The organism is Candidatus Termitispirillum reticulitermitis, assembly GCF_054655775.1.
Genome location: NZ_BAAIHG010000001.1, coordinates 62,519 through 83,851 on the forward strand (window position 1 = coordinate 62,519; position 21,333 = coordinate 83,851).

Genomic DNA, 21,333 nt, shown 5'->3' on the forward strand with positions numbered 1-21,333 from the left:
TATGAATAGGATGAACTTAGGCATAGGACTTGCCACAGCAAACAGACAGAAGCTTTTTCTCTCGCAGAAGATGAAACATTCTTTGGAGCTATTGCAGATGCCTGTGGCTGAGCTGGCTCAGGAGCTATCTGAATACATACAGAATAACCCCATCCTTGAGATAGACGACACCGCCAAGCACCCAGACGACATTAAACACGAGGAATGGGACGGATACCATAGGAGCACCAAGCGATTAGATGATGATTTTAATCAGGAACAGGCTATATCCGCTAACACATCGCTGTCAGAACATCTTTTATTCCAACTAAAGACAGCGGGACTTGCCGATGATGACGTGCGGATAGGTCTTGAGATTATAGGCAATTTATCAGAAGACGGTTATTTCCGTGCTGATATTGAAGAGATTGCCAGAGATTGCAATGTAATGCTTGCGCAGGTAGAGAATGTTTTAGACAAGATAAAAACCTTTGAACCTGTAGGGGTTGCCAGTCAAAACTTTACCGAATGCGTTATAGCCCAGCTACCGCAGATAGGCGCACTACCGAAAGACGTAGAAAAGATTAAACACCTGCTTGATAATTGTAGCACAGAGCTTGCAACGTATAAATATGACGATATTACTAAAAAAACAGGACTTTCTAGGAACAATCTTAATGAGCTTTTAGAGCTTGTCAGACGCATAGACCCAAAACCGGGCTTGAGCTTTAATGAGACCAGTCAAAATATAGTGCCTGATGTGTTTATAGTGCGGAAAGGGGATAGATTTGAGGTGCTGGTGAACGATACATGGCTACCTAAAGTGCACCTGAATAGCTACTACGTAAATGCTGCAAAGAGCAAAGAATTTGATGCAGCCACTAAAACATACCTTGCTGAAAAGGTTGCTGGTGCTAAATGGATACTTCACAGCCTGCGCAATAGACACCAGACTATGTATAAGGTAGCAAAAGCGTTAATAGAGGAACAGAGGGAGTTTTTACTATACGGCAACTCTCACTTAAAACCGCTTAGACTACGAGATATTGCCAATGTGACAGGGTTGCACGAGTCAACGGTTAGTCGCATTACTAACGGCAAATATGCGCAGATGGAGCATGGCGTTATAGAACTGAAAAAGTTTTTCTCTAAAGGGATGGATGGCGAAGATGGCAATATCTCAACAAGGCATATAAAACAGCTAATCCAAGAGGTCATTGCCGCTGAACCTGTGTCAAAACCATATTCTGATGAAAAGATAGTAGGGCTATTAAAGGGGCAGGGCGTCGACCTAGCGCGGCGGACAGTCGCTAAATATAGGGAAGAGCTGAAAATACCCACTATGTCAATGCGGCGCAGAATCAAAGGCTAATGAAGGAAGATTCTGGGAAGTATATATTTTTCACCCCTGTAAGGATAGTTTGTCGTTTTGTATCGGTGAATAAGTCAGCAAATATTTCACGGCGACTATCATCTAGCCCCACTTCAAAGTCATCTAGTAGCAGGACAACTGGTTTATGACAGTGTGCCTCTAAATATTTTGCCGAGTGGTAGAGCAAGAACAATAGCACCGCTTTCCTCTGCCCGAACGACTGAAACCGCTCTATTACCTTGCCGCCACGCCTTATATAGAGCAAGTCTTTATGACAACCGTATAATAACTTGTGTTTCTCCGCCTCGTTTTCTAGCGGCTTATCAGCTAGACTACTCACTGACAGCGTCAAATCCATCTCTGGCATTAGTATATCAGCTAGCGAAACAGATGAGACAGCCTTGCTGATGCCTTTAACAACCTGTAGTCTTGCGTTTGATATATCAGCCGACAGCACGCTCATCTGCTCATTCAACACAGATACAACATCAAGGTTCACAACGTCCCGCTCTAGCTCTGCACGTTTGCGCGCTAACAGCTGGCGGTAGTTTTTAACCCGCGCTAGGTGTCCCTTGTCAATATAAAACGCTATCCTGTCTAAAAATCCACGCCTAGCGGCATGCTCGTCATCTAGCAGTGTCTCAAAGGTGGGCGAATAACAGATAACGGGGCTTGAAAACATATAATCCACTACAGGCAGGTAGTCGTCTGTCTCATTGATTAACAGTTTACGCTCGTCTTGGTAGAATAATGTAGCTGTTCGGATGTTTTCAGAGGTAGCGTCCGCATCAAACACGCCGTTTATACGCAGATATGTTTCTCCGATAGTTCTGACATCTGCTAGCGTCTGCTGGCGGAATGTGCGCTGGGTTAGTAGCAGATAAATAGCTTCAACGATAGACGTTTTACCCGTGCCGTTATTGCCAGATATGAACAGCGGAGCAGGGTCCACTGGCAACTCTAGTGCAAGGGTGCGGTGGTTTCTAAAATTTGCAAGCGACAATGCTCTTAGAGGCATTACCCGATTTTTTCAATAGATATAGGCACTATGATATATTTCGCCTCGCCACTATCGGGTAACACTAGGGCTGGTTGAATGGCGGTAGTCATCGCAAGTGTAATACTCTCTGAGCCTACGTTCTTTAATATGTCTATCAGCTGGTTAGCGTTAAATATTATATCCATCTTCTCGCCATTGAACGTCACATTTTCACGCACCTCATCACTGGCACTGCCGTGCTCAGTTTCAAGACTATGCACCAATAGCTGTGAGCCATTGAATGACAGGCGCACACCATGTGAAATCTCATTAGTAGTGGCAGCCACACGCCCGACAACGTCTATAAGGCTTGCCCTATTTATGGTAGCTCTTATAGGGTATTCGCTCTGGAACAGCTTGGTAATATTCTTTATATACCGCTCTATCAGCTTAGATGACACGGAGATAGTAGCAGACTTAAAGACTATTAGCTTTCTATCAGTCTCAATAGTTATATCGCCCGCTTTGTCAAAGATATTTGACACATCAAGCACAGTCTTTTTAGGGATATTCACGGTGAATTCGTCTGCTATCCCCTCATCCAGCGTAGCAGATACCGTTGCCATCCGCTGATAGTCAGCAGACGAAATCTCTAGCTTATTTGATATTATTGAGAAGTGTGCTCCGCTGTATTCAGGTTTTGCCGTGTCATTTGATATACAGAATGCCACGTGCCTAAACAGGTCAACAAGTGCGTCTGATTTAATTTTAATAGAGTATTCAGGGGTAATGTCTCTCATCTGCGGGAATAACTCTGGCTCCAACGTGGCAAACTTGCCTATATATGTGCCCGACTTGATAAATAGCAACTTGTTGCTATCGTCTGCATTAGCGGATACGGAAAATGTTATGTTAGCGTCATCTTTCAGCTTGCTTATTGCATCGGCTAGTTTATCAGCGGGCACGGTTACAACGCCCGTTCCCTCAACATTTGCCTTTAATGTAGCAACAAAACTGGTCTGAAAGTTGGTGGACTTGAGCAACAGTTCGCCCTCTTTTGCTTCTATATAGACGTTGTGCAGGATAGTCGCCAACTTTTGCGGTGGCGTGAAAGCGCGGGCATACCTGAGCAACGGATATATATCCTTTTGAATAACAGAAAATTTCATATAAAAACCCCTAACTAAAACATATATGCCATTTTATATGCAAAGAAAGGATAAGTCAAGCCTCCCTTGCAAAAAAAGTTATAGGCTTGCAACCTACCTACAGCACCCCTCTTAAAAACTGCCCCGTGTAAGATTTAGCACACTTAGCACAACCCTCTGGCGTGCCCGTATAGACCACACTGCCACCGCGTTCGCCCCCCTCAGGACCTAAATCTATTATATAGTCAGCTTGTTTTATTACATCTAAATTGTGCTCTATTATCACAACGGTATTGCCTGCTGCAACTAGCTTGTCAAATATTTTTACCAACTTCTTTATATCGTCAAAGTGCAGTCCCGTAGTAGGCTCGTCAAATAAGTATAACGTTTTGCCCGTTGACACCCGCATTAGCTCTTTAGCTAGCTTTATCCGCTGTGCCTCGCCACCAGATAGCGTAGTCGCCGACTGACCCAGCGTTATATAGCCTAGCCCCACATCAGACATCGTCTGAAACTTCTGTCTCAGTTTGGCGTGGTTGGTGAAAAAATTGCATGCCTCGTCAATAGTCATTGCAAGCACCTCTGCAATGCTCTTACCCTTGTATTTAATATCCAGCGTGTCTCTATTGTAGCGCAAGCCACCACAGGAGTCACATTTTACATACATATCAGGCAAGAAGTGCATCTCTATCTTGATTTGCCCATCTCCTAGGCAAGTTTCGCAACGTCCGCCCTTTACGTTGAAACTAAATCTGCTGGAATCGTAGCCCCGCATCTGCGCATCAGGCAATTTAGTGAATAGTGTCCTGATGTCAGAAAATATGCCCGTATAGGTCACAGGGTTAGAACGCGGCGTCCTGCCTATAGGCGACTGGTCTATATCTATGACCTTATCTATCAGTTCTGCACCTGTTATAGACTTATAGCCATCTGAGTTATGCCTTGATTTGTAAAGGTGTTTCATCATAGCAGGGTAGAGTATATCCAATATCAACGTTGATTTGCCCGAACCAGATACACCGGTGACGCAGTTCATCAGCCCCAACGGGATTTCAACATTTATATTTTTTAGGTTGTGTATAGTTGCGCCCTTTATGGTGATGACTTTGTCCGTAGCTTTGCGCCGCTTTCTAGGCACAGGTATAGATTGTCTGCCCGATAGATACGCCCCCGTGAGCGAGTTTTTATCCTCTAACATCTTGTCCGGCGTGCCAGCAAAGACTATCTCTCCGCCAAGCACACCTGCATATAGCCCCATATCTATCACATAATCTGCTGTCATTATTGTATCGCTGTCGTGTTCCACCACTATTACCGAGTTGCCGATGTCGCGCAGGCTCTTGAGCGTGCCGAGCAACATATCGTTGTCGCGCTGATGAAGCCCTATAGACGGCTCGTCTAGCACATATAGAACACCTGTCAGCCCTGAACCTATCTGTGTAGCAAGCCGTATCCGCTGTGCCTCACCGCCCGATAGCGTGCCCGATTTGCGCTCTAGCGTTACATAGTCAATGCCCACAGAGAGCATAAACTTCAACCTGCGCGATATTTCACGGATAATCTTTTGCGCTACCTCTAGCCTGAAACCGTCAAACTTTAAGCCGTTAAAGAACTCGTGCGCCCGTGTTATGTTTAGCTGGGATACCTCGTAGATATTCTTGCCGCCGATACGCACACATAAGCTTTCACGCTTTAATCTTGCACCGTGACAATCGGGGCAGACACGTGGTTGCATGTATTCCCGTGCCTCCTCAGCATCGGGCTGATAGCTGGATGCCAGCTTCATCTTTAAGTAGCCCAATACGCCTGTGAACTGCTTTTTATAGGAGATTGTCTTATTGCCACTGGTGGTAGATAGTTGCAGTGGTTCGTCTGCGCCGTTCATTAGGATATTTCGCTCATCCGTTTTTAGCTTTTTCCACGGGGCGTTCAGGTCTATATCGTATTTTTTTGCGATGGCGTTCAGCATTGTGTGGAACTGATAGTTATCAAAGATAGTCTTCTGCCAAGGTCTTATGGCTCCGCCACGCACGCTCAGACCATCGTCTGGCACAATAACACGCTCATCAAACTCCATCATCTCCCCAAGCCCATCGCAGGTGGGACAGGCGCCGAACGGATTATTAAATGAGAATATGCGCGGTTCCACCTCCGCAAGACTCACCCCGCAGGTAGGGCAGGCAAACTTTTCACTATACAGATAAGTCTTGCCAGCATTTATTACCTCTACAAGCCCGCTAGCTCGCCTTAAAGCTATCTCTACAGAGTCAGTGAGCCGCCTTTTAGCACTTTCTGATATTGCAATCCTATCAACCACTATTGATATTGAGTGTTTAAGGTTCTTATCAAGCTCGGACTCTTCTTCCAACCGCACAAGTTTGCCGTCAATATACGCACGAACAAAACCCTCTTTTAGCAATTCCTTGAAGAGTTTTTTGTATTCGCCTTTCTTGCCGCGTATAATGGGGGCTAGAATCTCTACCTTATTGTCTTTATTAGTCGCCAGCTCCATAAGGGTGTCAACAATCTTCTGAACACTGAATGCCTCTATCTTTTTGCCACATTCGGGGCAGAACACATCACCCGTGCGGGCAAAGAGCAGACGCATATAGTCGTATATCTCAGTAACAGTGCCTACGGTGGAGCGCGGATTATGGCTGATAGACTTCTGCTCTATGCTGATAGCGGGGGATAGGTAGTCTATGCTGTCAACATCGGGTTTTTCCATAAGGTCTAGGAACTGCCTAGCATAAGCAGATATTGACTCTACATAGCGACGTTGCCCCTCAGCATAGATAGTGTCAAATGCTAGGGTAGATTTGCCCGAACCTGATACACCTGTGATTACCACAAGTTTATTTTTGGGGATGTCAACGTCAATATTTTTGAGGTTATGCTGACGCGCCCCGCGTATCACTATAGATGTAGGTGCAATATTTTCGGGTGCTGCTGAAACTTTCTTTACCATAAATTTTTAGTATAACATCTTTTAACCACCCTTGCAATAAAAATAGAATACCACTTGTCAACTATATACTTGTCAGTAGCCAGAAATGCTATTATAATGATTAAGCATAAGGAGTGAATATGAATCAGAGAAAAACCAAGATAGTATGTACTATCGGACCTGCGTCATCCACAGCAAAGACAATCAGAGAGCTTATCAAAGCGGGTATGAATGTTGCACGCCTGAATTTTTCACATGGCACGCACGAGTCGCACCGTGAGACGATTAAGCTGGTACGCTCTATAGCCAAAGAGTTAGGCACATACGTGGCAATATTGCAGGACTTGTGCGGTCCTAAGATACGCATGGGCATACTGCCAGCAGACGGCGTTTTACTAAACGTAGGTGGAGAGATATCCATTCACAGCGGGGACGACTACAAGGGCGATAAATCCTTGCCCGTATCATACCCGCAAATCCATAAAGACGTTGCCCCGCACGAGCGCATATTGCTTGCAGATGGGATGATAGCCCTTGAAGTCCAGCGCATAGACGGGAAAGATGTTGTCTGCAAGGTGCTGAATGGCGGGGTAATCTATTCTAAAAAAGGCGTTAATATGCCGCATTCTAAACTACAAGTATCAGCATTCAGCGAAAAAGACCGTGCTGACCTGCTTATGGGCTTAGCAGAGCAGGTGGACTACGTGGCTATCTCATTTGTCAGGACGGCTGATGATATGAAAGGCGTTCAAGATTTAATTGCCACCAGCGAGCACAAACCAAAAGTTATTGCAAAGATAGAAAAGCCACAAGCAGTTCAAAACATTGATTCTATACTGGCAGTCGCAGACGGAATAATGGTAGCGCGCGGCGATTTAGGGGTAGAGGTGCCGCTTGAAGAGGTGCCTATAATACAGAAAGACCTTATCGGTCGGGTGCGCGAGTCGGGCAAGCTGGTAATTACCGCAACGCAAATGCTTATGAGTATGGTATCTAACCCACGACCTACCCGTAGCGAGGCAAGCGATGTGGCAAACGCAATATTAGATGGCACTGACGCTGTAATGCTGTCAGACGAGAGTGCAAATGGCAAATATCCAGTGGAGGCTTGCGCTACCCTAGACACCATAGCTAGGGCAACAGAACCACATGTAGCAACAAGATTTGATGCAAAAACTATAGACGCAACCCGTGAGATTTCAATTGCGCTAAGTAGGGCTGCCTGCTGGTTAGCGGCGGATGTAAAAGCAGACGCTATTTTAGTGTACACTCACTCAGGGCGCACAGCGTTAGAGGTAGCAAGGTTTCGCCCTAGCTGCCCTGTAGTAGCTATGACGCAGAGCGAATATACGTGCAGGTTTGCCACACTATACTGGGGAACAACTCCGATACAGACGAGTGGGGCGAAGTCAACCGATGAGCTGTTTGCGCTAGCACGTAGTGTTGCCACAAAAAATGGAATATCTAAGACTGGCGGTAGAGTAGTGGTGACTTCTGGCGACCTGCCCGCAGGAGACAACTACTACACAACAACTGTAAGGGTGTTGAACGTGTAAATAATTCACAGGGGGCGCAAGCCCCCTATTTGTATTCTAGCTCTTTCGGTTTCTTATCCATAACTTTTTTAATATCAAGCAGGGTGTCTTTGTAGAGCGACACAAGCTCGTTGTTAGAGCGGAGAGGGAGGGATTTGAACCCTCGATGCGGTGTTAAGCCGCATACTCACTTAGCAGGCGAGCGCCTTCGACCATACTCGGCCACCTCTCCAAAACGAATAGCCAAAACACACAGGAAACGGAGGAGGTAGGATTCGAACCCACGGTAGTGTTACCTACAACGGTTTTCAAGACCGCCGCCTTAAACCAGACTCGGCCACTCCTCCTGCGTGTCACAAGCCCTACATTATACTGAAAATTCTAAAATGTGCAAGAGGGATTTCTGCTAACGCAAAAAAAACTTCCTCTCCCGCATGGAACAAGGACTAGTTGCTGTTGACCTCGTAATATTAGAGAGGCGAGAGGGGGCGATAAAGTATTGGGTCTTTTATCCCCGCCTGCTCAAAGCCTCGCAGACGCAGCCTGCAACTGTCGCATACTCCGCAAGCCTCGTCATCAGCCTGATAACACGACCAAGTCAGATGCAATGGCGCATTCAACTCCACACCTAGCCGCACTATATCAGCCTTTGACTTGTGTATTAGCGGTGTCGCTATCTGTATAGACTCATTGTCTGGCAAACCTGCCTTTAATAATTCATTAAATTTAGTATAAAACAGCTCACGGCAGTCGGGATAACCACTGGAGTCCTCCTCCACAGCACCGATAAATATTGCGCTAGCTCCCAGCACCTCGCTCCAGCTTACTGCAATGCTTAGTATATTGCCATTGCGGAATGGCACGTAAGTTGACGGGATTTTGCCCTTCTCCACACCGCCTGTCTCAACGGCACGGCTAGCATCGGTGAGCGAGGAACCGCCAATGTCTTTCAAGTAGCCAATATCAACTACAAGTTTTTTGTCTATTTTATAATAGTCTGCTATGTCGTTAAATGCTTTTAGTTCGCGTTTTTCGGTGCGCTGTCCGTAGTTCAGGTGTAGCAAGGCTACGTCATAGCCCTGACTAATAGCCAATGCAGTGGCAACACAGCTATCCATACCGCCTGAAAGCACGACAACACATTTAGATTGCATACACTCTTTACCTCAACTTCTATAATAAGCGCAGTATAGCAGGGAAAACTCCATTGTCAACTTTCTCAAAATAACCTTGATTAAATAATTAAAAACTTTTGTATCAGGTTTTGACACAATCGCATGTTAACCTAGCAAATCAATATTTTATAAGAGGTGGATTATGAGCTCTTTACGAATTCGCAGGACAGGTGTAACTAAAGACCCTGAAGATTTCTACGTTAGGCAAACTGACGAGACCAGAGTCGCACTCTATTACATTAACAACATTCTGAGTCGTCCCGTGCCAGTGGAGTGGCAAAACAATTTATGCGAGTGGTTAAGTGAAGTATCGGTGAGACTCTTGGGGATAACAAATTTTGGCCACGTATGGGATGCGGTTGGCAAATCAAAACTTGACATCAAAAAAGCCGACTGGAAGTCTATAGCTGCCCTTAGAGGAAAAAAGTCTAACGAAGAGCGTTTGCCTAGAAACATTGATACAATGCGCAAGGTTATTGCCAAAATGGGCGAATATAGACAGCTAAAGCACGATAAAAAGCTCAAAAACATCTTTGCTTTGTTTGATATAGCCCCTCAAAACAGGGAACTGCTTGCCTTTATAATATACGCTGGCACGTTGCCAATGGTTGACCGCCTCTGTGAATACTACATAGATAGGCTAAAAGAGCAAGAAGAACACAAACTCCTTGCTAATCTTGTGGGTGTCTCTACGGGCGATATAAAACGTAGCCTATCGCCAAATAGTGAACTTATTACAAAAGGATTTATGAAAGCTGAACGTGACAAGGGTAAGCTCATTAGAAGCCTCACCAGTTTCTTTGAGCGGGTGATGACGTCTCCTTGCCAAAGCAAAAGCGCGATAAAGCGATTTATACTTGGCAAGCCCGCAAAAGCTACCTTGTCTCTCCACCAGTTTGACTACATGGCTAATGAGCTTGGGACTATAAAATCTATCTTATCTGCCACGCTAAAAAAGCAGCTCAAGGGGGTAAATATCCTGCTATATGGCATCCCCGGCACAGGTAAGACCGAACTAACAAAGACGTTGGCACGTGAGGTGAACGCTGAACTCTACTCTATATCAGAGGAGAACGTAGATGGCGATAAGAGAGAGCGACTAGGGGAGCTTGCCCTAGCCCAAACCGTCCTGCGGGGTGATAGAGACACGTTGCTACTATTTGACGAGGCTGAAGATGCCTTTTATCAAAACCCATATAATAGTGCTAAACAAAGCTCTAAACTCTATTTCAACCGTATGCTTGAAAATAACAAGACTCCAGTCATCTGGATAAGCAACAATATAAAGGGGTTAGACAGAGCATACCTCAGGCGGTTCACCTATGCGCTGAACGTGAAAAAACCTGACGATAAAGCATTAGCCACTATCTGGAAATCGTCTGCTAAGAAACACCGCATAAGCCTTGATGATGAGCGTATAGACAAGCTATCTAAAACGTATGAGCTCGCCCCCGCTATAATAGACAGCGCACTAAAGACATCTGCCATAATAAAGGACATTGATGCGATAGAGAAAGTTATCAACTCCCTGCAAAAAGCATCATTTGGCTATAGCCCTAAACGCAGGCAGGAGGATAGCACAAAGTTCACGTCAGAACTACTAAATTGTAGCATAGACCTAGAACAATTAGCACAAAAGATAATCAGCAATAAGATTGTGTCGTTCTCAATGTGTCTCTACGGAGCACCCGGCACAGGTAAGTCAGCCTACGCCCGTTACCTAGCGGATAAATTGAATATGAAAGTGTTGCATAAACGAGCTTCTGATTTGATTAGTATGTATGTCGGGCAAACCGAACAGAACATCGCTATGGCTTTCAACGAGGCTTTAGAGAAAAACGGCTTGCTTATCTTTGACGAGGCGGACAGCTTCCTCCGTGATAGGCGGAACGCTCACCATAGCTGGGAGGTATCGCAAGTCAACGAAATGTTGACGCAGATGGAGTCGCACCCACTGCCCTTTGTCTGCACTACTAACCTAATGGACGGGCTTGATAGTGCCTCACTTCGCAGATTCACATTCAAGGTAAAGTATAATTACCTGAAAGACACGCAATTAGCCACTGCCTTTAAGCACTTCTTCGGTAGTCTCCCCAACGCCTCACTAAAAGGGCTAAATTATCTAGCCCCCGGTGATTTTGCTGTAGTGGCGAACAAGGCAAACATTATGCAGATAACGGAGCATAGTGAGCTTATAGAGATGTTGCGTGAGGAACAAGCGGTTAAGAGCAAAGACATTAGCGGTATGCAAGTGGGATTTAGCAATAAGTACGCTACTTGACTAAGTTTATTGCATTTGCTAGAGTAGTATTATGAATGATATGAGCGTCACTAGCGCGTTTAGGTTGCTTAGCCTATTTACTAATAATAAATGGGTTGACTACAGGACTATTATGGACGCCTTTGAGGAAGATGACAAACCCGTATCGCGCGAGACAGCATATCGCTATCTAAGGCGGATATGGGAGAATCTGCCCGTTGAATCAGTTGACGGGCGTTCTAAAAGGTATCGCTTGAGGAGTGGCTATAGAGTCCCTGAAGTAAGCAGTGGCGATGAAAAGGGGCTTGCCTTTGTCGCCGCACTGCTAGACCTTGCCAAAAGAAACCTTGACGTAGAACACGCTGAACAGATAGAAGAGCTGAAACAAAAGATGTTCAGCGGGTTGCACTACTCTAGCTATGCAGTGCTTGCAGGCGAGTCTGAAGACTATAAAAAGGTTGCTAAAAACATAACCCTGCTAGAACGGTGCATTGCTGAACGTAGAGCCGTTACCATAGACTACGCTCGCAATGGGAAAAGCTATAAGCTATACCCATATAAGATATTGTTTGACAATGGACTTTGGTATCTGCTGGCGGAGAATGAAAGCAGGCTGAAAACATTCCGCATAGATAGCATTGTAAATGCGAAATCCGCCCGCAAACACTTTGAGGTGAACTACAAGAAACTTGATGCTTTTCTAAACAGGGGCAACATTTGGCAGAGGGATGAGTTTAAGCCCGATAAAATTACAATGCTGTTCAATGAAGAAATTGCACACCACTTTAACGACAGGCAGATATTGCCCGCCCAGCGCATAGTCAAGGCGCATAAAGACGGCTCACTTGAGATAGAGTTTGAGGCAACAAATGAGATAGAGTTTAAGCTACTTGTTATGCCGTGGTTCCCAGAGTTCACCATCATTAGCCCTAAAAAATATAAGGACTATATTGATAAACTAATAAAGGACTACGCGTAAAAGCGTCCCATACCCGTCATACCCGTCTGAATATCAAGCCGCAATTCATCGTTTTTGTAATACCTCAGACGAGGAGCACTGGAAAATGATGCAGGGATACGTTCAAATCTCAACGTAGCATCCTTGTAATGCGACTTTGCCGTGCCATGTATTCCATTCTCAAATGGAATCTCAAACTCCAATGTGCCGTTCTCGTCATACTTCATTACATTGCCATTTCTTCTGCCATTTTTATAAGGGTGTTCAGTTTCTAACACCCCATTCGCATAGTAGGTTTTTCTTATACCCTCTCGCTTGCCATTCTCATAAGGCTGTTCAGTTTTTAACACCCCATTCTCATAATAGCTCCTTTCTATGCCATCTAGCTTGCCCGCCTTAGACATAAACTCATTCTTCAATCTGCCATTTTCATAGTATATTTTTGTGACAAGGATTTCTTTCCCATCCACCGATAAGCTAGATGAGTATTCTTCCTTGAGAATGCTATTCTCATAGTATTCCTTTCTGTTCTTCCCTTGCCTTATGTGAGATAATACCCCACTGCTATAGTAGCTTTTACTGGTATCATTATCATAATCGTTTTCAGAGCGCGAACTGCCATCCTCATAGTAGCTATATGCAACGCCACATTCCTTATCATCTCTAAATACTGTTTTAGAGGATAACTTACCATTGCTATGGTATTTATACTCAATGCCACATTTCTTACCTTCACTGAATACTGTTTCACTTGCTAACAGCCTGTTAGAATGATATGTTCTTAACACTCCGTTGACAGGCGTGCCGTCAAGGGTGCGGATGACATCATCCTTGCAGCCAGCAAATTTCTTATTGTAGTTGTATATCTTGATAAGCTCTGTGCGAATGACATCATCCTTGCCGTCAGCAAATTTCGCCAATGCTTCTACAAGCCCAAGCGGTCTCTTAAAGGCATTGCTTCTGTAAGAGCTTTTCAAGTAGCGGACGCACGGCACAATACCAAGCGGGTTCTTAAAGTCATCGCCAACAAGAATAACGGGATATGGGGAAGCATTGAAGCACGGCTTACCATCAAACGTGCTTACGCCGTCAAATAGGATGAACAAATTCAAAGTAGCAATATCGGTGCTTACGCCGTCAAATCTATGCCCCACTACCCCCGTGCCCGTTAGCTCTCTGTATAATCCCTGATGTATAAAACAGCACTCAGCAAGCCTCAAGAACTCCTCTTCCGTCAGTTTTTTGTCTTCTGTTTCCATAGCTACCCTCTCATATTCCTATATTACTATAACGTATGAGAATGAAAAAAAAGTGGTCATTTTTAGTTGACAAGACAAAAAAATTGGATAAAATCTGTGATAGAAAAAGGGAGGCATGTATTATGTCTTTTTCAGAAAATATAAAGGAATTCGTTGATGACCTGTCAACGTGGCATAGCGAAGATGTCTTTAATCCGTGGGGAGAATCGGACAAAGAAAATGATATTGGTTCGGACGCACCTCGTAAACGGCGAAGCAACTTGATAAACTATCTACAACAGCGTGAAAAAGCAAAAATCATATTGGTTGCAGAAGCTCTTGGCTATCAAGGCGGACACTTTTCGGGCATAGCAATGACATCTGAACGTGATTTTATACGTTATACCGATAAAGTTTTTGCTAAAGAAAATTTTCATCGCACATCAGATAAGAACAAAACCGATGTCAAGAATCGTATCAAGGATGGCTGGACAGAACCAACGGGAACTGTTGTATGGAAAACAATGTTAGAATATCTGTCTCCAACGGATTGGATAAATTGGAATGCCTTTGCGTTTCATCCACATAAACATAATGAAATTTTGACCAACAGAACACCAAGCGATAAAGAACTTTTGGACGCACAGAAATATTTAAGTAGGTTTTTAGAGTTTTTCCCAAACGCTAAAGTCCTTGTTGCCATAGGCAATAAGGCTAAATTGCAGTTGGAAGAACTGGGCAGAAAGCCGGAATGTGTTAGACACCCTGCAAATGGAGGCAAGCCAGAGTTCGTAGAATACATTAAAGGAAAATTTAAATAGTTGCAAAAACTAGCAAGACCTATAAGCCCTCCCCCATTTAATGGGGGAGTTGTTGCTGGTCAGTGGGTTTCATATTTTATTTCACTAAACACGTAGCGTTTCTCCCGAGTGCCTGAAATTTCAAGCCGCAATTCGTTGCCTTTGTGTTCCTCTTGAGTCTCAAAGCGGTTGTTAAGGTATAAAATTTCAATCAGTATATCGTTATCTCTGTAATATCTCAGGCAAATGTCGTGCTCCCGTTCCAACTCCACCCTCAATGTAGCATCCTTATAATATGACTTTGCTCTGTCATATTCTCCATTAGTAAATGGAACTTCAAACTCCAGTGCGCCATTTTCGTCATACACCTTTACAAGACCATTTATCCAGCCGTTCTTATGAGGAATTTCAGTTTTTAAGACTCCGTTTTTATAATAGCTTTTTTCTATGCTTACTCCCTTGTCAAAACTATATGAGGATTCCCACTTGAGAACACCACTTTCATAGTAGCTCTTTTCGTTCCCCCCTCGCTTTATGCGTGATAATGCTCCACTTTCATAGTATTCTTTACTTGTGTTATCTGAGCATTCGCTCTTGAGAACACCACTTTCATAGTAGCTCTTTTCGTTTGCCCCTTGCCTTATGTGCGATAATGCCCCACTCTCATAGTATTCTTTAAGTATGTTATTAGCATAATCTATTTCACGGTTCAAATTACCATTCTCAGAGTAGCTAGACGCAACGTCACGCTTGCCTTTCTTGAATGAATCTTTATATGCTAGTTGTCCGTTGGGATGATAAGACCTTAATGTTCCATTGATGGGTATGCCCTCAAGGTTGAAACGAGGAGCACTGTCAAGGTTGAAACTAGGAAGACTTTTAGGGTTGAAACGAATATCACTGTCTTTGGGAAGTCGCTTCAAGGCTGGCACAATACCAAGTGGGTTCTTAAAGTCATCGCCCGTAAGGATAACGGAATAATTCTCGTAACAGTAAAAACACGGCTTACCATCAATAGTGACGGCAAACAATCTACTGGTGTCACGCGCCATCCAATAGCCTGTTACTTCCTTGAATAGTTCCCAATACATAACACAGCTCTCAGCAAGCCCCAAGAACTCCTCTTCCGTCAGTTTTTTGTCTTCTGTTTCCATAGCCATCCTCTCATATTCCTATATTACTATAACGGATGAGAACGACAAAAAAGTGGTCATTTTTAGTTGACGATATAGAAAAAATGGGCAAAGAATAGTATAGCCCCCTCACGGGGGCTATGTTCGTTTATTATACGACATTGTCATTCTGAAGTTTCTTGACTTCGGCAAGTGAAAGCCCCGTAAGGTTAGCAATCGTATCGGGAGCATATCCCATTTCTAGTGCCTTTTTAGCAGTTTCAAGTTTGCCTTTAAGCTCGCCCTCTAACAAACCCTCTAGTCTGCCCCTCAACGTGCCTTGTTGCAAGCCTTGTTGCATGCCCTGTTGCATACCTTGTTGCAAGCCTTGTTGCATGCCTTCCTGCAAGCCTTCTTGCATGCCCTCTTCTTTGGCTCTCTCCGCCATACGTAGTCCATAGTTCCTTGCGCTGTTCATATCCCGCTCTGCTTTCTCATAGCCCATATAAGCACGATATAGCGCAGGGTCATCATGCACTGACCTTAACTTCTCATTGATTTCTGCTAATGCGCTGTTCATACCAAATACCCTCCTCAATAGCTCCTCATTGCTCTGCTCATTCAAATACACTAGCCATTGATACAACTCGTCACTCGCTACATCTAACCCTTTCGCTAACTGTTGCCTAAACCTAACCATATCAAGAAAATGCACCCCAATCAAATCAGACAACATAAAGTCTTTCTCCGTGTCTTCATACAAATGGAAACTGGGATGTATCTTATCTAAATCAAGGCACTTAAAGTTCACAATATTTATCGTTATAACAGGACGCAGTTTTGTATAGTCGTCCCCGCTCTCTATACCTAGTATAAACTGTCTGCATAAATAAAACAAGGTTCTTTCTACCATATTGTGTTCGTTGACTAACTGCACCTCTATATCAACCTTTGTCTTGTCCTCAAGCTGTGCTAACACGTCAAGCCTAGATAACTTCCCGTGTATTGTTAGTGCAGAGAGTTCCCTGTTGTCTAGTATTTCAAGTGAAACGATAGGCTTTTTCCTAGTATCCTTTAACACAGCATTAAGAAAAGCCATAAGCAAAGGTTCACTCTGCCCACGCTCCCCAAGAGTTTTCTTGAAAGCAAAATCATTCAATGGATTCAACCGCTCTGCGATGTTGTTGTCCATAAAGGCGAGTATAATGGTGAACTGAAATGTTGTCAAGGAAAACTAAAAACATGTAATTGCACAAGTTGAAATAACCCTGTAAATTCCACTGGCTAATAATCAGAATAGCAATCGTTGCACTTCGTCATTGAACTAGGAACTAAAAAGACAGCTCCAAGTGTCGCAAGAATACTTCAATGCTAATAGCTAAATGAAGTTCATTTCACGCTATTTAACTCCCTTAAAAACTCTTCGTGAACCTTGCCGTTTGTGGCAAGCAGATAGTCTAGCCCCAGTCTGAATGGCTTACCCGCAAGGTCTGTCACCTTGCCCCCAGCCTCCTCTACTATGACAATGCCCGCTGCCATATCCCACGGACGCAGGGTTGATTCATAATACACGTCAAACGTGCCGCGCGCCACATAGCACAAATCAAGCGCAGCAGAACCTGCACGGCGCATTCCCTGCGTAATGTCCAGCATGTGCGCAAATTTATGCACAGTTTTACGTCGCAACTCTTTATCATAAGGAAATCCAGTAGCAAATAGGCTACGAACAGCCTTATCAGTGTTAGATACGTGTATGCGCTCGCCGTTCATATACGCACCCTCGCCTTTTGCAGCGCAGAAAAGCTCATTTAATATCGGGTTATACACCACACCGCAGTGCGGTTGCTCATCTATATACACGCCCGCTGATATGCACGTAAATGGAAATCTATGAACGAAACTGGTAGTGCCGTCTATTGGGTCTAGGTATATTACCTTGCCCGACTGCATACCTATATCAAAAGGGGAGCTTTCCTCGCCTATAACGCGGAAGTCTGGAAAAACTTTATTAAAGGCAGCTGTCAGTTCCCTTTCCAGCGCAACATCATATTGAGTGACGAGGTCTATCTCCCCCTTAAACTGAACATCTTTATCCGCAGAGTCAAAGAATTGTTTCATCTTTGACCCTGCAGACTTAACTATTGGGAGCAATCCCTCTAGGATTGCATTCATTACTTCGCTTCCCAGAACCTCATCGTGCCATTTTTTGCTAGGTTGATATGCATCTTGTAGCATTCTTCCAGCAGTTGCGGTTCGTGGTTACCCTTAGTAGCATCATAAGCGCGCTTGAAGTAGTCCTTCAAGTAGTCCTTATATGCAGGGTGTGCACACTTTTCTATAACAACGGGCACACGTTGACGTGGAGCAAGCCCGCGCAGGTCAGCAAGCCCTTGTTCGGTTACCAATATGCTCAAGTCATGTTCCGTTTGGTCAACGTGCGTAACTTTCGGCACGATACAGCTAATGCCGAATTGGTCGCCACTCTTAGACGGACGGGCAGATGGTCCGTGCATAATAGATATCCAGCCGTTACGTAAGAAATCGTTAGACCCGCCGATACCATTTTGCATCTTCGTGCCACTAGCCAGCGTTGAGTTAGCATGCCCGTAGAAGTCCATTTCAAGTGGCGTATTCATAGCGATAACGCCTAACCTACGAACAACTTCTGGGTGGTTAGTGATTTCTTGCGGGCGTAGAATAACCTTGTCTTTGTAGAATGTATAGTCCTTCCACCAATCCTTAAAACCATCTTCTGACAGCGATAGAGATGTAGCAGTTATCATCTTGCACTTGCCACTCTTCAAGAATGGCAGGAAGCTGTCTTGCAACACTTCAGTATAAACTGTCAAGTCTTCAAATGGAGAGTCTGTTAGCCCCTCAACAACTGCGTTAGCTATGCCACCCACGCCAGATTGCAATGGCAATAGGTTCTTAGGCAGACGACCCGCCTTAACTTCGTGGCTTAGGAAGTCAACTATGTGGTTAGCAATAGCCTTTTCATCATCGCCAGCACCCTTTAACGCCCTGCCCCTATCAGGCAGAGTTGATTCAACTATAGCAACTATCTTAGACTTGTCAGTCGGGATATACTCAGTGCCTACACGTTCCCCCGAGTGGGTTATTGGTATAGGCTTGCGATGAGGTGGCAGTTCAGGAACATAAATATCATGCATACCCTTTAGGTTAGGGATAGCGGTATTTACTTCAACGATAATGTTCTTTGCAATTTTTATCATTGCAGGAGATGCACCTACTGCAGCTGTTGGAACGATGTTTCCCTTTTCATCTATTTCAGACGCTTCAACGAATACATAATCAAGTTCGCCATAGAACCCATACAACAAATCTTGTGCATAGGTTGAAAGGTGCTTGTCGCCATATTTGATTTCGCCCTTGTTGATAGCTGCAGAAACAGCTTTCGCCGTTTGATAAGGCCAGCGTTTGTTGGTGATTTGCAGTTCAGCCCAACGCCCGTCAGTATCAGCACCGACAGATGCGCCAGTGTAGACATCAAACTTCCACTTGCCTTGCAAGCCCTTTTCTTCAACGTAGTCAGCAATAACCTTAGGTGTCAGTTTCGGATAGCCTGCCGGTGTAAAGCCCGACCAACCTACACTAATAGGTTTCTTGTCGGCAGTCGTAAAGAACTTAATCAAATCCTTCGGGTCTTTCACTACCTTTGATAGCAGCGATTTGTCCTTGATACGGTTTTCAAATTCAGACATTTTCCAGTCCTCCTCTCATTTAATGTTTTGGTATATATGAACAGTGCGGTTCAGGCGCAAAACAAGAACCAGTCATAGCATAGGAACGCGCCCGACACCCACCGCAAACACCCACATAACTGCAAACTCCACACTTCCCCTCATACCTGCTGAAGTCGCGCAACCCTTCAAATAACTCCGACTTGTCCCAAATATCCTCTATACTCTGCTCAAATACATTGCCCGCAACCAGCGGGAAATAAGAACAGGGGAACACATCTCCATTACTGTTTATAAACATAATAGACTGCCCCGCAATGCACCCCTTGCCACCGCCTGCAGAGAAACTCAGCGAACGTCGCTCCATGCTGATACCCTCTATGCGACTCTGCTGTTCCCATACCCTATAATACTGCGGAGCACAGGTCGGACGCACGAGCACTTCGGTCTCTTCTCGCTCCATTTTGTAGTGCCAGAGCAATATCTCTTCGTAATCATCTTTAGATATAAGCTCATCCATTATATCTTGCCCGCGCCCAGTGGGTACTATTAAAAACATATACCACGCTACAGCACCCACGCTCTTCGCCAGCCTATATGTCGCCTCTATATCGGACCTATTGCGTTTAGTGAAAGATGAATTCACTATAAACTTTATTCCGTGCCTATTAAAGCATTCACTCGCACGCATAAATGCATCAAACGCACCCTGCTGCCCTCTAAAATTGTCATGAACCTCTCTAGTCGCACCATCAAGGCTCATAGAAACTATCTTGATACCGCTATCTTTTATACGTCTACACGTATCGTCATTTACAAGTAATCCGTTAGTTGCCATAGCCATTCGCAAGCCTACTTTTGCACCTGCTTTGGCAACGTCAAAAACATCATCCCGTAGCAACGGCTCCCCACCAGAGAGAACCACCACAGGGCTGGCAAATGCTACAATATCAGCAAATAACCTGTCCAGTTCCACCAGCCCCCAGCGACCAGCACTTATACCCGCATCTGCAGACGAACGACAGTGGACGCACGACATATTACACCTGCTAGTAAGCTCTAGTGCCATCCACTTCAGCTGATGTTGCTTTTGTCCCAAATTTTCACTACTCCAGTAAATGCTATAATAAACCAGTTTTATAAAACTTGCAAAGGAAATTTCAACCCCACCCTAACAAGACTATATTCATTTGTTCAAACAAGTCATTAGGTTAGCACATATTAACGGCAATAGCAAGCAGGTTTCCCCTACCTCAAAACAGCAAATGTTTGTTGTTCTTTCACCTGTATTAGAAAAATTAACGCTATTTTATAAGATGACGTGCGCATACTATAACTAACCATTAAAACCGGTGATAAAAAGTGGATTTTAGTTATACATTGTCGTATAAAATAGTAGGCTGATTTTTTCTAAAATCATATTGACAGCCCCTAACATTTTCCAATATACGTCCAGTGTCAATTTGCCTACTGCCTAGCAGGAAATAGCGGAGACCTCTATACACAATGTAGTATTTACCAAACGTCTTTAACAACTTTTTGCCCTTTATCATACTTAAAATCCTAAAAACTAGGTAATTTTTGTAGTGCAATACAAAAACTTTAAGACAATCTTTACTTTTTATTTGATAGCAGAAAATGTATCGTCATTGAACTGGGGCTAGGGTAGAACCTTAAAATAACTTTTTAGAACCCCTAAACGAACGCTCCGCCTCTCGCTGCATATCTTTGTCGCGCAATGCATGTCGCTTGTCGTATAGTTTTTTGCCCCTAGCAACTGCTATTGCTAGCTTAATATTGCGCTTTTTGAAATAAAAACGCAAGGGGACGATAGTTAAGCCATCTTCAGCCGTTCTAGCCGCTATGCGAGCTAGCTCTCTACGTTTCAAGAGTAGCTTGCGTGAGCGTGTAGGCTCGTGGTTGTTAATATTGCCGAACTCATACTGAGGGATATTAGCATTTATAAGGAACGCCTCGCCACCTATAATCTTTACATGCGCTTCCTTTAGGCTGGCACGTCCCTCACGCATAGATTTTACCTCTGTGCCAAGTAGCGCAATGCCCGCCTCAAACTCCTCTAATATCTCATAATCAAAGTAGGCTTTCTTATTGTTAGCGATAGCCAT

General features: G+C 44.3%; 17 protein-coding genes and 2 tRNA genes. 5 read left to right on the forward strand and 14 right to left on the reverse strand.

The annotated features are described in order from the left end of the window. Position 1: 1 nt before the first annotated feature. Complete coding sequence (rpoN, locus tag AC1MDJ_RS00380) at positions 2-1,351, forward strand: RNA polymerase factor sigma-54 (RefSeq protein WP_479688968.1); 1,350 nt, start codon at positions 2-4, stop codon at positions 1,349-1,351. On the opposite strand, the gene recF is transcribed toward rpoN, so the two are convergent. The 3 genes from recF to uvrA form a co-directional block, all read right to left on the reverse strand. Continuing rightward, positions 1,341-2,369 carry a DNA replication/repair protein RecF gene (gene recF / locus AC1MDJ_RS00385; protein ID WP_479688969.1) on the reverse strand — a complete coding sequence of 343 codons (1,029 nt, stop codon included), beginning with the start codon at positions 2,367-2,369 and terminating at the stop codon, positions 1,341-1,343. The two genes, rpoN and recF, sit on opposite strands and share 11 nt — an antisense overlap. Continuing rightward, entirely contained in the window at positions 2,369-3,499 is a 1,131-nt protein-coding gene (dnaN, locus tag AC1MDJ_RS00390) for a DNA polymerase III subunit beta (protein WP_479688970.1), read from the reverse strand. Before dnaN ends, recF begins: the two co-directional genes overlap by 1 nt. Before the next feature lie 97 nt (positions 3,500-3,596). After that, entirely contained in the window at positions 3,597-6,446 is a 2,850-nt protein-coding gene (gene uvrA / locus AC1MDJ_RS00395; RefSeq protein WP_479688971.1) for an excinuclease ABC subunit UvrA, read from the reverse strand. Between the two features lie 119 nt (positions 6,447-6,565). Between uvrA and pyk the strand changes: the two genes are divergently transcribed. Then, the gene (pyk, locus tag AC1MDJ_RS00400; protein ID WP_479688972.1) at positions 6,566-7,981 is read left to right on the forward strand and encodes a pyruvate kinase; all 1,416 of its coding nucleotides are present in this window, start codon (positions 6,566-6,568) and stop codon (positions 7,979-7,981) included. Between the two features lie 119 nt (positions 7,982-8,100). Here the strand turns inward: pyk and AC1MDJ_RS00405 are convergent. The 3 genes from AC1MDJ_RS00405 to queC form a co-directional block, all read right to left on the reverse strand. Next, positions 8,101-8,192: transfer RNA gene (locus tag AC1MDJ_RS00405), tRNA-Ser, on the reverse strand. Positions 8,193-8,220: 28 nt separating this feature from the next. Then, positions 8,221-8,307 (reverse strand) — tRNA-Ser (locus AC1MDJ_RS00410). A gap of 123 nt (positions 8,308-8,430) precedes the next feature. Beyond that, on the reverse strand, positions 8,431-9,114 hold the full coding sequence (gene queC, locus AC1MDJ_RS00415) for a 7-cyano-7-deazaguanine synthase QueC (protein ID WP_479688973.1): 684 nt from the start codon (positions 9,112-9,114) through the stop codon (positions 8,431-8,433). Positions 9,115-9,277: 163 nt separating this feature from the next. On the opposite strand from queC, the gene AC1MDJ_RS00420 reads away from it, so the two are divergent. Together AC1MDJ_RS00420 and AC1MDJ_RS00425 are read left to right on the forward strand one after the other, a co-directional pair. Further along, positions 9,278-11,416: an AAA family ATPase gene (locus AC1MDJ_RS00420; protein ID WP_479688974.1), complete on the forward strand. Its 2,139-nt coding sequence runs from the start codon at positions 9,278-9,280 to the stop codon at positions 11,414-11,416. Between the two features lie 31 nt (positions 11,417-11,447). After that, positions 11,448-12,374: a helix-turn-helix transcriptional regulator gene (locus AC1MDJ_RS00425; protein WP_479688975.1), complete on the forward strand. Its 927-nt coding sequence runs from the start codon at positions 11,448-11,450 to the stop codon at positions 12,372-12,374. On the opposite strand, the gene AC1MDJ_RS00430 is transcribed toward AC1MDJ_RS00425, so the two are convergent. Then, positions 12,365-13,612 carry a toxin-antitoxin system YwqK family antitoxin gene (locus AC1MDJ_RS00430; protein WP_479688976.1) on the reverse strand — a complete coding sequence of 416 codons (1,248 nt, stop codon included), beginning with the start codon at positions 13,610-13,612 and terminating at the stop codon, positions 12,365-12,367. The two genes, AC1MDJ_RS00425 and AC1MDJ_RS00430, sit on opposite strands and share 10 nt — an antisense overlap. Before the next feature lie 122 nt (positions 13,613-13,734). On the opposite strand from AC1MDJ_RS00430, the gene AC1MDJ_RS00435 reads away from it, so the two are divergent. Further along, positions 13,735-14,412, forward strand: a complete 678-nt coding sequence (locus AC1MDJ_RS00435; protein ID WP_479688977.1) for a uracil-DNA glycosylase — start codon at positions 13,735-13,737, stop codon at positions 14,410-14,412. Positions 14,413-14,471: 59 nt separating this feature from the next. Here the strand turns inward: AC1MDJ_RS00435 and AC1MDJ_RS00440 are convergent, their stop codons facing one another. The 7 genes from AC1MDJ_RS00440 to smpB all read right to left on the reverse strand — a co-directional run bounded on the left by AC1MDJ_RS00440 (position 14,472) and on the right by smpB (position 21,333). Further along, complete coding sequence (locus tag AC1MDJ_RS00440; protein WP_479688978.1) at positions 14,472-15,545, reverse strand: toxin-antitoxin system YwqK family antitoxin; 1,074 nt, start codon at positions 15,543-15,545, stop codon at positions 14,472-14,474. A gap of 130 nt (positions 15,546-15,675) precedes the next feature. Then, positions 15,676-16,695 carry an Rpn family recombination-promoting nuclease/putative transposase gene (locus tag AC1MDJ_RS00445; protein ID WP_479688979.1) on the reverse strand — a complete coding sequence of 340 codons (1,020 nt, stop codon included), beginning with the start codon at positions 16,693-16,695 and terminating at the stop codon, positions 15,676-15,678. A 197-nt stretch (positions 16,696-16,892) separates the two neighbouring features. After that, on the reverse strand, positions 16,893-17,675 hold the full coding sequence (locus tag AC1MDJ_RS00450; RefSeq protein ID WP_479688980.1) for an inositol monophosphatase family protein: 783 nt from the start codon (positions 17,673-17,675) through the stop codon (positions 16,893-16,895). Then, the gene (locus AC1MDJ_RS00455) at positions 17,675-19,228 is read right to left on the reverse strand and encodes an acetyl-CoA hydrolase/transferase C-terminal domain-containing protein (RefSeq protein WP_479688981.1); all 1,554 of its coding nucleotides are present in this window, start codon (positions 19,226-19,228) and stop codon (positions 17,675-17,677) included. Before AC1MDJ_RS00455 ends, AC1MDJ_RS00450 begins: the two co-directional genes overlap by 1 nt. 19 nt (positions 19,229-19,247) lie before the next feature. After that, positions 19,248-20,276 (reverse strand): radical SAM protein, encoded by a 1,029-nt coding sequence (locus AC1MDJ_RS00460; RefSeq protein WP_479688996.1) that lies wholly within the window; start codon positions 20,274-20,276, stop codon positions 19,248-19,250. A 304-nt stretch (positions 20,277-20,580) separates the two neighbouring features. Beyond that, positions 20,581-20,760, reverse strand: a complete 180-nt coding sequence (locus AC1MDJ_RS00465; protein WP_479688982.1) for a hypothetical protein — start codon at positions 20,758-20,760, stop codon at positions 20,581-20,583. A gap of 120 nt (positions 20,761-20,880) precedes the next feature. After that, positions 20,881-21,333, reverse strand: a complete 453-nt coding sequence (gene smpB / locus AC1MDJ_RS00470) for an SsrA-binding protein SmpB (protein ID WP_479688983.1) — start codon at positions 21,331-21,333, stop codon at positions 20,881-20,883.

What these genes read in the sequence shown, in the direction of transcription:
- rpoN (WP_479688968.1), top strand. Translation starts at nt 2, where the DNA reads ATGAATAGGATGAACTTAGGCATAGGACTTGCCACAGCAAACAGACAG.
- recF (WP_479688969.1), bottom strand. Translation starts at nt 2,369, where the DNA reads ATGCCTCTAAGAGCATTGTCGCTTGCAAATTTTAGAAACCACCGCACC.
- dnaN (WP_479688970.1), bottom strand. Translation starts at nt 3,499, where the DNA reads ATGAAATTTTCTGTTATTCAAAAGGATATATATCCGTTGCTCAGGTAT.
- uvrA (WP_479688971.1), bottom strand. Translation starts at nt 6,446, where the DNA reads ATGGTAAAGAAAGTTTCAGCAGCACCCGAAAATATTGCACCTACATCT.
- pyk (WP_479688972.1), top strand. Translation starts at nt 6,566, where the DNA reads ATGAATCAGAGAAAAACCAAGATAGTATGTACTATCGGACCTGCGTCA.
- queC (WP_479688973.1), bottom strand. Translation starts at nt 9,114, where the DNA reads ATGCAATCTAAATGTGTTGTCGTGCTTTCAGGCGGTATGGATAGCTGT.
- AC1MDJ_RS00420 (WP_479688974.1), top strand. Translation starts at nt 9,278, where the DNA reads ATGAGCTCTTTACGAATTCGCAGGACAGGTGTAACTAAAGACCCTGAA.
- AC1MDJ_RS00425 (WP_479688975.1), top strand. Translation starts at nt 11,448, where the DNA reads ATGAATGATATGAGCGTCACTAGCGCGTTTAGGTTGCTTAGCCTATTT.
- AC1MDJ_RS00430 (WP_479688976.1), bottom strand. Translation starts at nt 13,612, where the DNA reads ATGGAAACAGAAGACAAAAAACTGACGGAAGAGGAGTTCTTGAGGCTT.
- AC1MDJ_RS00435 (WP_479688977.1), top strand. Translation starts at nt 13,735, where the DNA reads ATGTCTTTTTCAGAAAATATAAAGGAATTCGTTGATGACCTGTCAACG.
- AC1MDJ_RS00440 (WP_479688978.1), bottom strand. Translation starts at nt 15,545, where the DNA reads ATGGAAACAGAAGACAAAAAACTGACGGAAGAGGAGTTCTTGGGGCTT.
- AC1MDJ_RS00445 (WP_479688979.1), bottom strand. Translation starts at nt 16,695, where the DNA reads ATGGACAACAACATCGCAGAGCGGTTGAATCCATTGAATGATTTTGCT.
- AC1MDJ_RS00450 (WP_479688980.1), bottom strand. Translation starts at nt 17,675, where the DNA reads ATGAATGCAATCCTAGAGGGATTGCTCCCAATAGTTAAGTCTGCAGGG.
- AC1MDJ_RS00455 (WP_479688981.1), bottom strand. Translation starts at nt 19,228, where the DNA reads ATGTCTGAATTTGAAAACCGTATCAAGGACAAATCGCTGCTATCAAAG.
- AC1MDJ_RS00460 (WP_479688996.1), bottom strand. Translation starts at nt 20,276, where the DNA reads ATGGCACTAGAGCTTACTAGCAGGTGTAATATGTCGTGCGTCCACTGT.
- AC1MDJ_RS00465 (WP_479688982.1), bottom strand. Translation starts at nt 20,760, where the DNA reads ATGATAAAGGGCAAAAAGTTGTTAAAGACGTTTGGTAAATACTACATT.
- smpB (WP_479688983.1), bottom strand. Translation starts at nt 21,333, where the DNA reads ATGGCTATCGCTAACAATAAGAAAGCCTACTTTGATTATGAGATATTA.